The 12,760-nt window shown below is 74.3% G+C and carries 13 protein-coding genes; 10 read left to right on the forward strand and 3 right to left on the reverse strand.

The features are described 5' to 3' along the window. The first annotated feature begins 12 nt into the window (after positions 1–12). The 4 genes from ACZ7LY_RS08580 (at position 13) to ACZ7LY_RS08595 (ending at position 2,889) form a co-directional block, all read left to right on the forward strand. Positions 13–489: a DUF2771 domain-containing protein gene (locus tag ACZ7LY_RS08580; protein WP_471623769.1), complete on the forward strand. Its 477-nt coding sequence runs from the start codon at positions 13–15 to the stop codon at positions 487–489. Next, a complete protein-coding gene (locus ACZ7LY_RS08585) occupies positions 459–1,148 on the forward strand; it encodes a futalosine hydrolase (protein ID WP_471623770.1) in 690 nt (229 codons plus the stop codon). Before ACZ7LY_RS08580 ends, ACZ7LY_RS08585 begins: the two co-directional genes overlap by 31 nt. Further along, on the forward strand, positions 1,145–2,002 hold the full coding sequence (locus ACZ7LY_RS08590; RefSeq protein WP_471623771.1) for a 1,4-dihydroxy-6-naphthoate synthase: 858 nt from the start codon (positions 1,145–1,147) through the stop codon (positions 2,000–2,002). The genes ACZ7LY_RS08585 and ACZ7LY_RS08590 overlap by 4 nt, the downstream gene beginning before the upstream one ends. Before the next feature lie 116 nt (positions 2,003–2,118). After that, the gene (locus ACZ7LY_RS08595) at positions 2,119–2,889 is read left to right on the forward strand and encodes an SDR family oxidoreductase (protein WP_471623772.1); all 771 of its coding nucleotides are present in this window, start codon (positions 2,119–2,121) and stop codon (positions 2,887–2,889) included. Positions 2,890–3,192: 303 nt separating this feature from the next. On the opposite strand, the gene ACZ7LY_RS08600 is transcribed toward ACZ7LY_RS08595, so the two are convergent. Further along, positions 3,193–3,576: a cold-shock protein gene (locus tag ACZ7LY_RS08600; protein ID WP_471623773.1), complete on the reverse strand. Its 384-nt coding sequence runs from the start codon at positions 3,574–3,576 to the stop codon at positions 3,193–3,195. A gap of 154 nt (positions 3,577–3,730) precedes the next feature. Between ACZ7LY_RS08600 and ACZ7LY_RS08605 the strand changes: the two genes are divergently transcribed. Beyond that, positions 3,731–3,994 carry a hypothetical protein gene (locus ACZ7LY_RS08605; RefSeq protein WP_471623774.1) on the forward strand — a complete coding sequence of 88 codons (264 nt, stop codon included), beginning with the start codon at positions 3,731–3,733 and terminating at the stop codon, positions 3,992–3,994. Here the strand turns inward: ACZ7LY_RS08605 and ACZ7LY_RS08610 are convergent. Next, positions 3,970–4,617 carry an HAD family hydrolase gene (locus tag ACZ7LY_RS08610; RefSeq protein WP_471623775.1) on the reverse strand — a complete coding sequence of 216 codons (648 nt, stop codon included), beginning with the start codon at positions 4,615–4,617 and terminating at the stop codon, positions 3,970–3,972. The genes ACZ7LY_RS08605 and ACZ7LY_RS08610 overlap by 25 nt on opposite strands. Before the next feature lie 77 nt (positions 4,618–4,694). Here ACZ7LY_RS08610 and ACZ7LY_RS08615 point away from each other — a divergent pair, with 77 nt between their 5' ends. The 4 genes from ACZ7LY_RS08615 (at position 4,695) to ACZ7LY_RS08630 (ending at position 8,595) form a co-directional block, all read left to right on the forward strand. Then, positions 4,695–5,690, forward strand: a complete 996-nt coding sequence (locus tag ACZ7LY_RS08615; protein WP_471623776.1) for a FecCD family ABC transporter permease — start codon at positions 4,695–4,697, stop codon at positions 5,688–5,690. After that, positions 5,687–6,760 (forward strand): FecCD family ABC transporter permease, encoded by a 1,074-nt coding sequence (locus tag ACZ7LY_RS08620; protein WP_471623777.1) that lies wholly within the window; start codon positions 5,687–5,689, stop codon positions 6,758–6,760. Before ACZ7LY_RS08615 ends, ACZ7LY_RS08620 begins: the two co-directional genes overlap by 4 nt. Further along, positions 6,757–7,551, forward strand: a complete 795-nt coding sequence (locus ACZ7LY_RS08625) for an ABC transporter ATP-binding protein (protein WP_471623778.1) — start codon at positions 6,757–6,759, stop codon at positions 7,549–7,551. Before ACZ7LY_RS08620 ends, ACZ7LY_RS08625 begins: the two co-directional genes overlap by 4 nt. Before the next feature lie 81 nt (positions 7,552–7,632). After that, complete coding sequence (locus tag ACZ7LY_RS08630; protein WP_471623779.1) at positions 7,633–8,595, forward strand: ABC transporter substrate-binding protein; 963 nt, start codon at positions 7,633–7,635, stop codon at positions 8,593–8,595. A gap of 18 nt (positions 8,596–8,613) precedes the next feature. On the opposite strand, the gene ACZ7LY_RS08635 is transcribed toward ACZ7LY_RS08630, so the two are convergent. Beyond that, entirely contained in the window at positions 8,614–9,669 is a 1,056-nt protein-coding gene (locus tag ACZ7LY_RS08635; RefSeq protein ID WP_471623780.1) for a hypothetical protein, read from the reverse strand. A gap of 571 nt (positions 9,670–10,240) precedes the next feature. On the opposite strand from ACZ7LY_RS08635, the gene ACZ7LY_RS08640 reads away from it, so the two are divergent. Next, positions 10,241–12,694: a helicase-associated domain-containing protein gene (locus ACZ7LY_RS08640; protein ID WP_471623781.1), complete on the forward strand. Its 2,454-nt coding sequence runs from the start codon at positions 10,241–10,243 to the stop codon at positions 12,692–12,694. Positions 12,695–12,760: the final 66 nt, after the last annotated feature.

Genomic DNA, 12,760 nt, shown 5'->3' on the forward strand with positions numbered 1-12,760 from the left:
TAGCCTTCGGGCATGACCTCCCAGCGTTTCGTAGTGCGCCACAGGCGCACCGTGGCCGCCGTCGGTGCCCTCGGCGCCGGACTGCTCGTCCTGACCGCCTGCGACAAGCCGACCCCGCTGGCCACCGTGACGGTGGGCCGCAGCACGGTGAACTCCGAGGCCTCCTGCTACAACGACGGCGACCCGCTCAAGCCGTCCTCGCTCCAGTCCTGCCTGAAGGACAAGGGCGCCAAGTCCATCAAGGTCGACCCCGACGAGACGGTCCGCTTCGGCGTGGACCCGGCCATCGCCGACAAGGGCTGGACGATCCTGATGAACGGCCGCCCGCTGACGGACTCCAGCAAGAAGACGTACCGCACGGTCCCCGGCAGCGTGTTCTTCAACCAGCAGTACGGCGCCACCGGTGCCGCCACCACCGTGACGGTCCTGTCCGGCGGCGACTCGAAGGCGTACGGCCTGTGGTCGTTCAAGCTGGAGAAGGACTCCTGACGGACACCGCACGCGTCCTCGTCGCCACCGCGGTCCCCGCCGAGCGGGACGCGGTGGCGCGCGGCACGTCCGGACATCCGGCGATCGACGTGATCGCCGTGGGCGTCGGCCCGGCCGCCGCCGCGGCGGGCACCGCGACGGCCCTGACCCGGGCCCACCTCGCGGGCCGCCCGTACACGCTGGTCGTCTCGGCCGGCATCGGCGGCGGCTTCACGGCCCCGCCCGGCTCGGTCCTGCTCGCGGACGCGATCACCGCCGCGGACCTGGGCGCCGAGACCCCGGAGGGCTTTGTGCCGGTCACGGAGCTGGGCTTCGGCACCGTCACCCACCACCCGCCGGCGTCGCTCGTACGGGACCTCGCCGCCGCCACCTCCGCGCTCGTCGGCACGGTCCTGACCGTCTCCACGGTGACCGGCACCGCCGACCGCGCGGCCCTGCTCGCCCAGTCGCATCCCGGCGCGGTCGCCGAGGCGATGGAGGGCTTCGGGGTCGCGGAGGCCGCCGCCGCGCACGGCGTTCCGGTGGCCGAGATACGTACCGTCTCCAACGCCGTCGGGCCCCGCGACCGCGCCGCCTGGCGCATCGGCGAGGCGCTGGCCGCGCTCACCGACGCGTTCGGGAAGGCGGCGCCCGCCCTCACGAGTTGGAGTACGACATGACTGACACGCCCGCTGTGCGCATCGCCTTCTCGCCCTGCCCGAACGACACGTTCGTCTTCGACGCGTGGGCCCACGGCCGCGTCCCCGGCGCCCCGGCGCTGGACGTGACGTTCGCCGACATCGACATCACCAACGGGATCGCCGAGCGCCGCGACCCCGCGTACGACGTCCTGAAGGTCTCGTACGCGGTCCTGCCGTACGTCCTCGGCGACTACGCCCTGCTGCCGTGCGGCGGGGCGCTCGGGCGCGGCTGCGGGCCGCTGGTGCTGACCCGCGAGGCGGGCGTGGACCTGGCCGGCAAGCGGGTCGCGGTGCCGAGCGAGACGTCGACGGCGTATCTGCTGTTCCGGCTCTGGGCGGCGGACACCGTGCCCGGCGGGGTCGGGGAGATCGTCGTCATGCCGTTCCACGAGATCATGCCGGCGGTGCGGGACGGGAAGATCGACGCGGGGCTCGTCATCCACGAGGCCCGCTTCACGTACCAGGACTACGGCCTGCACAAGCTCGCCGACATGGGTGAGCACTGGGAGGCCACGACGGGCCTGCCGATCCCCCTCGGCGCGATCATCGCCCGCCGCGACCTCGGCCCCGAGCGGCTGCGGGCCTACGCGGACGCCGTGCGCGCCTCCGTGCGGGCCGCGTGGGACGACCCCGAGGCGACGCGCCCGTACGTGATGGAGCACGCGCAGGAGATGGACCCGGCCGTCGCCGACCAGCACATCGGCCTGTACGTCAACGAGTTCACCGCCGATCTCGGGGAGGACGGCTACGCGGCGATCCGCGGGCTGCTGACCCGGGCCGCCGCGGAGGGCCTGGTGCCCGCGCTCGCCCCGGACGCGCTCGCCTTCCCCTGAATTGACCCACGGTTCCGGGGCTTTATTGCACCCTTCGCCGGGTCTTTGCGGGCCGTAGATTCGGTGGCGTACCAAGCGGAAGCACATCGCGGAACGTCACAGAAGAGGGTGCGGACATGAGCACAGTCGCCGTCGCGGGGGCCACCGGGACGCTCGGCACGAAGGTCGTCGCCCGGCTCGGCGCGGCCGGTCACACCGTGGTGCCGGTGTCCCGGTCCACCGGGGTCGACCTGCACACGGGCGCGGGGCTCAAGGAGGCGCTGACCGGGGCGGACGTGGTGATCGACGCGGCGAACGCGTTCCCGTCCGATCCGGCCGCCGACGTCGTCGAGACCGTCGCGGGGGCGACGCGGCTGCTGCTGGACACGGCGCGGGACGTGGGAGTCGGGCGGTTCGTGCTCGTGTCCATCTGCAACATCGACGACCCGGCGTTCGACGCTCATCCGTACTACCTCGCCAAGCGGGAGCAGGAGAAGGCGGTGGCCTTGGCGGTGGCGGCGGGTGGGATGCGGGGGGTGGTGGTGAAGACCACGCAGTGGCATGAGTTCGCCACGAATCCGGCGGCGGTCGAGTTCGGGGACGACGAGGTGCGGGTCGCGGACTGGCTGGTTCAGCCGGTGGCGGCGGATGCGGTGGCCGACGTCGTCGTGGAACTGGCGGTTTCCGGGGGCGCGGGGGCGGGTGCGGTGGTGGAGCTTTCGGGGCCGGAGGTCGTGCGGTTGCCGGAGCTTACCCGGCGGGTGCTTGCGGGGCGGGGGGATCGGCGGCCCGTCCGTGTCGTGCCGGCGGCCACCCCCGAACTTGCCTCCGGCGTCCAACTGGCCCCGCCCACGGCGCGGATCGTGGGGCCCACGATCACGGACTGGCTGACTTCCCAGCGGGCCTGAACCCCGGCGCGGGCCCCCGAACGGGGCGAACTGGCACGTCGTCACCTGCGGGTGGGTGGGGGCTGGTCGCGCAGTTCCCCGCGCCCCTAGGTTGTCGATTGTCTGCGGGCCGGTGGGGCTTCTCGCGCAGTTCCCCGCGCCCCTGAAGCATGCACTTCGTGCAGCTTCCCCAGGGGGGAGGTGGCGACGCAGTCGCCCCTCCAGGGGCGCGGGGAACTGCGCGACCAGCCCCCACCGGCCCGCAGGCGATGAAACCGGCGACGAGTGGACCGCCCGCTCAAAAGCTCGCCCCCCGACGGAGAGTCAGACGTCCAACTGGTCCGCGACCGCCCGCAAGAGCCCCGCGATCTTCTTGCCGGCGGCCTTGTCGGGATACCGCCCCCGCTCCAACTGCGGCGTGATGTTCTCAAGGACAGTGGTGAGATCCTGCACGATGGACGCCAGTTCATCCGGCTTCCTGCGCTGCGCCGCCGCAACAGACGGCGTCGGATCGAGCAGCGTCACCGACAGCGCCTGATCCCCCCGCTGCCCCGCGACCACCCCGAACTCCACCCGCTGCCCGGGCTTGAGCGCGTCGACGCCGGCGGGAAGTACGGAGGAGTGCACGAAGACGTCGCCGCCGTCGTCGCGGGAGAGGAAGCCGAAGCCCTTCTCGCTGTTGAACCACTTGACCTTGCCGGTAGGCACGTGAAGTCCTCGTCCTCGTACTAGAAAGAAAAACGCTCTGGACAGCAGTACAGCGGGCCGAGGTCCGACCCGCCGGCACCAAGACTATGGGGCGGGGCGCCGCTGACAAGCCGCCCCCGCATCGTCCCTTCGCGCTGGGAACTACCCTGACGGGGTGCGCGACAAAACCCAAGTCAATTCCCGGTCGGCCGCGACGGGCCCCGGCGACGGCCTCGTACGGGCCGGAGGCATCGTGTTCCTGGTCGGAGCGCTCGCCACGCTCGCCACGATGGCCCCGCTGTTCCTCGGCACCGACCCGTTCCCGCCGGTGTCCTACGCGGTGTGCATGCTGATGGGCGTCGGCTTCCTGCTGGCCGCCGCCGGTGTGCTGCGCGGCATCGCGGCGCAGCGCCGTCAGGCGCGCTCGGCGGCGAGGTAACCGGTCAGCCACGCGGGGAACGCGGTGAGGTCGTCGAGGATCACGTCCGCGCCCGCCGCCCGCAGTTCGTCCGCCGGGCAGGGCCCGGTGGGGACGGCGACGGAGAGCGCCCCGGCCGCGCGGGCACCGCGTACGTCACCGAGGTGGTCGCCGACGTAGACGCGCGCGCCGTGCTCGCGCAGCGCCCGCGCCTTGCCCTCGGCCCACAGGTCGCCGACGACGGCGTCCGCGTCGATGCCGAGGTGGGCGAGGTGCAGCTTGGCGTTGGGCTCGTACTTGGCGGTGACGACGAGGGTCCGCCCGCCCGCCGCGTGGACGGCGTCCATGGTCTCGCGCACGCCCGGCATGGGCAGCGTGGCGTCGATGGCGTAGGCGGGGTACAGCTCGCGGTAGAGGTCGGCCATGGCCGGGACCTGCTCGGCGGGGAACCACTGGGCCAACTCGTCCACGAGCGGCGGGCCGAGCCGGGTGACGGCGAGGTCGGCGTCGACGTACGTGCCGGTCCGCTCGGACAGCGCGCGCCAGGTGGCGTGAATGCCGGGCCGCGAGTCGATGAGCGTCATGTCGAGGTCGAAGCCGACGGTGGGTCCTGTGGGTTCCGGGAGGGCAGCCATGGGGCCCATTGTGCCCGGGCATACGATAGGCCCCCACTCCCTTGGTTAGCCAAGCCTTACCAACCCTGCGAGCGAGAGGCCGTGCCATGCCCGTCGGACGCCGCGCCGTCATGATCGTGGCGGCGGCCGTGGCGCTGGCGCTCGCGGTGCTGCTGAGCCTCGCGGTCGGCGCCCGCGCGGTGGCCCCCTCCGCCGTGTTCGACGCGCTCGTGCACGGCGGCCACAGCGACGCCGCCGAGGTCGTACGGGGACTGCGGGTGCCGCGCACGCTGATCGGGGTGATGGTCGGCGCGGCCCTCGCCCTCGCCGGAACGGTCCTGCAGGGCATCACCCGCAACCCCATCGCCGACCCCGGCATCCTCGGCATCAGCCAGGGCGCCTCCGTCGGCGTCGTCCTCGCCATCGCCTACCTCGGCGTCCACACCCTCACCGGGTACGTGTGGATCGCGTTCGCGGGCGCGGGCATCGCCTCCGTCGCCGTGTACGCGATCGCCTCGCGGGGCCGGGGCGGCGCGACGCCGGTCAAGCTGGCGCTCGGCGGCGCCGCGATCAACGCGCTGCTCGTCTCCGTCACCACCGCCGTCCTCACCACGAAGGCGTCGGCGCTGGACGAGTTCCGGTTCTGGCAGGTGGGCTCGCTGTCGGGCCGGGACGCGGCGCTCGTCGCCCAGGTCTGGCCGTTCCTGCTGGCCGGAGCGGTGCTGGTGTGCTGCGTGGCGCGGGGCCTGGACGCGCTGGCGCTCGGCGAGGACGTCGCCCGGGGCCTCGGGCAGCGGGTCGCGGCGGTACGGATCGTCGGCGGGCTCGGCGCGACCGTGCTGACCGGGGTCGGGGTGGCCGCCGCCGGGCCCATCGCGTTCATCGGGCTCGCCGTGCCGCACATCGCGCGCGCCCTCGTCGGCTCCGAGCACCGCTGGCTGCTGCCGATGGCGGCGCTGACCGGGCCGGTGATGCTGCTGGTCTCCGACACGGTCGGCCGGGTGATCTTCCCGCCGAGCGAGGTCCCGGCCGGGGTGATGACGGCCCTGATCGGCGTCCCGTTCCTCGTGGCCCTCGTCCGCAGGAAGGCGGTCCCGGCATGAGCGGCACCTCCGTACGGACCATGGGAAGCGTGCGGCCCGCCGGGTACCGGGTGGTGCGGGCAGGGCGGGCGCGGTTCCTGCTGCACCGCAGGTCGGCCGTGGTCGCGGGGGTCCTCGCAGTGCTGCTCGCGGCGGTCTGTGTCGCGTACCTGTGCGTCGGCGAGACGTTCGTCGGGCCCGCCGAGGTCTTCAAGGTGCTCACCGGGCAGCCCTCCCCCGACGAACTGGTCGTCGGCACGCTGCGCGAGCCGCGCCTCGCGGTGGGGCTGCTGGTGGGGGCCGCGTTCGGGGTGGCGGGCGGCCTGATCCAGACCGTCGCCCGCAACCCGCTGGCCAGCCCCGACATCATCGGTGTCAGCCAGGGCGCGAGCGCGGTCACGGTCGCCGCGATGACCTTCGGCCTCACCTCGTACGCCGTGCTGCCGTACGTGTCGATCGCGGGCGGTGTCCTCGCGGCGGCCCTCGTCTACGCCTTCGCGTGGCGGGGCGGGCTGCACGCGACCCGGTTCGTGCTGATCGGCATCGGGTTCGCCATCGCCCTGCGCTCGGTGACCACCCTGTTCATGACCAAGGGCGACTACCTGGTCGCCCAGCAGGCGCAGATCTGGATGACCGGCTCGCTCAACGGGCGCGGCTGGGCCGAGGCGACCCCGCTGGCGTGGACGCTGCTCGCGCTCACCCCGTGCGTGGCGTGGGCGGCGCGGGCGCAGCGCTCGGCCGGCCTCGACGACGACACGGCGGTCGCGCTCGGCGTGCGGCTCGGCCGGGTCCGGCTCGGTCTCGCGGCGCTCGGGGTCGTCCTCGCCTCCCTGGCGACGGGCGCGGCCGGGCCCGTGGACTTCGTGGCGCTGCTCGCGCCGCAGATCGCCCGCCGCCTGACCCGTACCGCGCAGATCCCGCTGCTGTGCTCGGCGCTGCTCGGCGCGGTGATCGTGGTCCTCGGGGATCTGCTGGCGCGCCGTCTGTTCTCCCCCACCGAGCTGCCGGTCGGCGTGCTGACGGCGGCCGTGGGAGCCCCGTACCTGATCTGGCTGATCATCCGCTCCCGTCGCCCCGGAGGCACCTCATGAGCCGGCTCACGGCCCGCGCCCTCACGCTCGCCTACGACGACCGCACGGTGGTCGAGAGCCTGGACCTGAGCGTGCCCGACGGGCGGGTCACGGTCATCGTCGGCCCGAACGCGTGCGGCAAGTCGACCACCCTGCGCGCCCTCGGCCGGCTGCTCAAGCCGGCGGGCGGGCAGGTCCTGCTCGACGGCAAGGCGCTCGCCGAGCTGCCCACGAAGAAGATCGCGCAGCAGGTCGGGCTGTTGCCGCAGTCGCCGTCGGCGCCCGAGGCGATCACGGTCGCCGACCTCGTCTCGCGCGGCCGCCAGCCGCATCAGCACTGGTGGCAGCAGTGGTCCGACGCCGACGAGAAGGCGGTGACGGAGGCGATGGAGCGTACGGACGTCGCGGCGCTCGCCGACCGGAACGTGGACGAGCTGTCGGGCGGCCAGCGCCAGCGGGTGTGGATCGCCATGGCGCTCGCGCAGGAGACGGAGATCCTGCTGCTCGACGAGCCGACGACGTTCCTCGACATCTCCCATCAGGTCGAGGTCCTGGACCTCGTACGGCAGTTGAACCACGACCGGGGCCGTACGGTCGCGGTCGTGCTGCACGATCTGAACCAGGCGGCCCGCTACGCCGACCACCTCGTCGCCATGAAGGCGGGCCGGATCGTCGCGGAGGGCCCGCCCGCCGAGGTGGTCACCGCCGAGCTGGTACGGGAGGTCTTCGGCCTGGAGTGCGTGGTCGTGCCGGACCCGGTCACGGGCTCGCCGCTGGTGGTGCCCGGAGCGCCGTGGGCCGCCGCCGGGTGAGGCGCGCGCGGGCGGTTTGAGGCGGGCGGGGGCGGGGATCGTTGCGGGGTGCGACGGCCTTCGGGGAAGGGGAGTTCGGGCGTGGGCGGCGGCGGACGGCTCGGGGTGTGCGCGGTGGTGCTCTCTCTCGCGCTCGCGGGATGCAGTGCCTCGTCCGGGGGCGGCGGCGGGGGCGCGGCGAGCCCGGGCGGCGGCGGTACGCACACCGTGCGCACGGCCATGGGTGACGTGAAGGTCGAGAGCCGGCCGCGCCGGGTCGTCGTCCTCGACACCGCCGAGCTGGACTCCGCGCTCACCCTCGGCGTCGTACCGGTCGGCGCGACGCGCGCGGGCGGCGGCTCCGCGTTCCCCTCGTACCTGCCGAAGTCCCGCACCGGCGGGATCACCGAGGTCGGGGACATCGGCAGCCCGGACCTGGAGAAGATCGCCGGGCTCAAGCCCGACCTCATCCTCAGCAGCGAGGTCCGTGACGGGCAGCGCTACCGGCAGCTCAGCGCCATCGCCCCGACCGTCCTCACCGAGACCACCGGCTACCCCTGGAAGCGGAACTTCCTCGTCCATGCCGACGCGCTCGGCAGGACCCGCGAGGCCCACGCCGTCATCAAGCGGTACGAGCGTCATGCGGCGGCCGTGACGAAGGCGCTCGGCGGGGCGGCACGCGCCGGGCGCACGAAGGTGAACGTCGTCCGCTTCGTCGAGGGCGCCGACATCCGGATCTACGGCCGCAAGAACTACATCGGCACGGTCCTCGCCGACGTCGGCCTCGGGCGGCCCGCGATCGTCGACAAGGCGAAGGACGGCTTCTCCTACGACATCAGCCCCGAGCGGATCGACCAGGCCGACGCCGACGTCATCTTCACGTCCACGTACGGCAATCCGTCGCGCGCGAAGGTCACCGAGGCGACGACGAGCGGGCTGTGGCGGCACCTGAAGGCCGTACGGGACGGCAAGGTGTTCCAGGTCGACGACCAGCTCTGGCTCCAGGGCATCGGCTACACCGCCGCCGCCCAGATCCTCGACGAACTCCGCTCCGACCTGACTTGACCTGCGGCACCTCGCACGTCAGACGCGGGGGCGCTGGGAGCGCCAGACCAGATACAGCGCCGAGGCGACGGCCGCGCCGCGCAGCACCCACGGCCAGGTGTCGGCGAGCGCGCCGGTCATGGCGCCGTCAGCGATCGGCTCGCCCCAACGGCCCTGAGTACGGCCCCACAGCCAGACGGCACCGCCCGCCACGCTCAGGCCGGGCAGTCCGAGCACCGCCCACTTGCGCTGGCTCTCCGTCAGACGCCGGGACAGATAGGCGACGCCCCAGCCGGCCACGAGCGCCGGGATGTTGCCGAGGACGGCGCCCGCGACGAGGGACGCGGCGGCGAGCAGCAGCAGCGGGTTGGTCCAGCCGGCGGTGGGGGTCAGGCGCGGGAGGCGGCGCATGCCGGCCAGCCGCCGGGAACGGGCGCCGGCTTCCTCGACACCGGCGTCCTCGTCTTCTTCCTCTTCCTCCTCGGCGTCCTCGTCCACGGCCGGCTTCTGGGGCCGTTTGCGCAGGTCGGGGCCGTCCTTGGGCGGGGGCTTGAGGATGTCCGGGATCTCGACGCCGCCGACGAACCCGGGAACGCTGTCGATCTCGGTCAGCGACTGGGCGCCGGTGCCGTCGACGCGCCACCAGTCGATGTCCGCCATGCCCGAACCGAGTTCGTCGGGGCCCGCGAGATGCGGGGGCGAGGGGACGTCCTGGTCGCGGGGCGCCCGCTCCCCCTCCGGGCGGGGGGTGCGGCGGGGGCGCGGAACCTTGCGGCGCAGGGCGTCCAGGGCGCTGCCGGGGCGCTGTTCGGGGACGGGGCGGGTCAACGGGGCGGCCGGGTCGTCACCCCGTGTCTTCGTACCGCCGCCGTCCTGGGCGTCCCGCACGATGGCGTCGGGCGTGCCGAGGCTGTCCAGCAGGCGGCGGATCGCGGCGGGGCTGTCGACGGTGACCTTGGCTCTGCGGCGGTCGATCTCGCCGCGGAGTTCTGTGACCAGGCGCATGCGGGTGGCGGATGGCATCTGGCGCTGCTGGGCCAGGTCGCCGATCCGGCTCAGGTAGTCGAAGACCAGCTGGTCGCTCTCGATCCCCACGAAGTCCCCTCCGGGGTGGTGCAGTTGACAACGTGACGTTACCCCGATCCGGGGGGTTTGGGTGGCTCCGGCCGGTGGGTTTCCTCGACTCTCGTCGTGGCCGCTCGCGCAGTTCCCCGCGCCCCTGAGGTGGGTGGGTGGCTCCGGCCGGTGGAGATCCTCGACATTCGTCGTGGCTGATCGCGCAGTTCCCCGCGCCCCTGAGGTGGGTGGGTGGCTCCGGCCGGTGGGATTCCTCGACATTCGTCGTGGTTGCTCGCGCAGTTCCCCGCGCCCCTGGAGGGGCGACTGCGTCGCACCCTCCCCCCTGGGGAGCAGGGGCGAAGCCCCGCTTCCCAAAGGGGAAGCTGCACGAAGTGCATGCTTCAGGGGCGCGGGGAACTGCGCGAGAAGCCCCACCCAGCCGCAGGCAAACAGGCAACGCCAGGGGGCACCCCCTCAGGGGCGCGGGGAACTGCGCGGCCAGCCACCACCCACCCGCAGGTGACGAACAGGGCTCGGGGGCAGGTCCGATGGAGGCGCGGGGTGCTGGGAGGCTGGGTGCGGGGAGCGGAGCGCTAACGTGGGGGAGATGAGCGCCGACGACCAGCAGCCCTCCCCCCGCTCCCTCGCGGAAGCCCTGCGGCGGCGATCCGACGCCTCCCTGTCCCGCCTCCTGCGCGCCCGCCCCGACCTGCTGGGCCCGCTCCCCGGCGACATGACCCAGTTGGCGACCCGGGCCGCGACCCGCGCCTCCGTGGTCCGCGCCCTGGACCGCCTCGACCGTTTCACGGCCCAGGTGGCGCAGGCCCTCGCGGTGGCGCCGGAGCCGACCACGTACGAGGGCCTGAGCGCGCTGCTGCCCGGCGACGAAGCCGCCCGCGCCCTGCCCGACGCCGTCGCCACGCTGCGCGAACAGGCGCTGGCCTGGGGCGGTGACGACCAGCTCAGGCTCGTACGGACGGCGCGGGAGCTGCTCGCGCCGGCGCCGCAGCACCCCTCCCCCACGGGCCTCGGCCCGACGGTCGCGGAGGCCACTTCGGGGATGTCACCGACCCGCCTCCAGGAGATCGTGGCCGCGGCCGGGCTGCCCTCGACGCACGACCCGGTGTCGGCGGTGGCGGCGCTGACGGAGCTGTTCACGTCGCCGGAGCGGATGTCGGCGCTGCTGGACGAGGCGCCCGCGGAGTCGGTGGAGGTGCTCAACCGCCTGGTGTGGGGCCCGCCTTACGGCCAGGTCACCGCCCGCCCGGCCGCCCATCTGCGCTGGCTGCTCGACCGGGCGCTGCTCGTGCCGACGACGCCGGGCACCGTGGTGCTGCCCCGGGAGGCGGCGCTGCATCTGCGCGGCGGACGGGCGCACCGCGTGCTGGAGCCGGTGCCGCCGGAGGTCGCGGTCAAGGGCACGCACCGCCCGCAGGTGGTGGACGCGGCGGCCGCGGCGCAGGCGTACACGGCGCTGACGACGGTCGAGGAGCTGCTGAAGGACTGGGACGAGGGCGGTCCGGCGGTGTTGCGGGCCGGCGGCCTGAGCGTACGGGACCTGAAACGGACGGCGGCGGCGCTGGACACGACGGAGCGGACGGCCGCGTTCTGGGTCGAACTGGCCTACGCGGCGGGCCTGCTGGCGTCCGACGGCGAGGCCGACGAGCGGTACGCGGCGACCCCGGCGTACGACGAGTGGCTGCGGCGCCCGCCCGCCGAGCGGTGGACGCGGCTCGCGGCGGCGTGGCTGACGGCGACCCGCACGTCGGGCCTGGTCGGCGGCCGGGACAGCCGGGACCGCACCCTGTCGGCGCTCGGCCCGCATCTGGACCGGTCGGCGGCGCCCGAGATCCGCCACCGGGTCCTCGCGCTGCTCGCCGATCTCCCGGCCGGCGCGGCGCCCGAGCCGGACTCGGTGGTGGAGCGCCTGACGTGGGAGCGCCCGTCGACGGCCTCCCTCGACCTGCGCACGCGGCTGGCCCGCTGGACGCTCGCGGAGGCGGAGCTGATCGGGGTGACCGGGCGCGGCGCGCTGGCGGAGCACGGCCGGACGCTGGCCGGGGTCGCGGAGGGCGCCGGGGCGCTGTCCCCGGCGGAGGCGGCGGTGACGGCGGCCCGCGCGGGCGCGCAGCTCGCGCCGCTGCTGCCGGAGCCGCTGGACCACGTCCTGCTCCAGGCGGATCTGACGGCGGTCGCGCCGGGCCCGCTGGAGCGCCCGCTGGCGGAGGCGCTGGCGGTGCTCGCGGACGTGGAGTCGAAGGGCGGGGCGACGGTGTACCGGTTCACTCCGGGCTCGGTGCGGCGCGCGCTCGACGCCGGCCGGACCGCGTCCGACCTGCATGACTGGCTGACGAAGCATTCCCGTACGCCGGTGCCGCAGCCGCTCTCGTATCTGATCGACGATGTGGCGCGGCGGCACGGGCGGCTGCGGATCGGCGCGGCGAGCGCGTACGTGCGCTGCGACGACGACGCGGTGCTCGGCGAGATCCTCGCGGACAAGCGGGCGCAGCCGCTGCGGCTGCGCAGGCTGGCGCCGACCGTACTGGCGGCGCAGGCCGATCCGGGCACGCTCCTCGAAGGGCTGCGGGCGATGGGGTTCGCGCCGGCCGCGGAGACGCCGGAGGGCGATGTGCTGATCACGCGCGCCCACGCCCACCGCACCCCGCCGCGCACGGCGCCCGAGCCGGTGCCGGACGGGCCCGCGCTGCCGGAGGACGGGCTGCTGCGGGCGGCGATCCGCGCGATGCGGGCCGGTGATCTGGCGGCGACCGCGCCGCGCAAGCCGGTCGCCCCGGCCCGCCCCGGCGACGGCGAGCTGCCCCGCACGTCCGCCGCCGACACCCTCGCCACGATGCAGGCGGCGGTGCTGACGGGCGAGGCCGTGTGGATCGGCTACGTCAACGCGGAGGGCGCGGCCAGCCAGCGCGTCATCGCCCCGATCCGGGTGGAGGGCGGCTTCGTCACTGCGTACGACCACACGGCCGACGAGGTCCGTACGTATCCCCTGCACCGGGTGACCGGCGTGGCGGAACTGGACCAGGAGGCCGACGGCACGCCCTGAGCGGCGCCCGGACGCGACCCGCGTCACGGCGCCGGGGCGGGCTCATGCGGCACACTGGACGTTTGG

It is taken from the genome of Streptomyces sp. NPDC107550, from assembly GCF_055639095.1.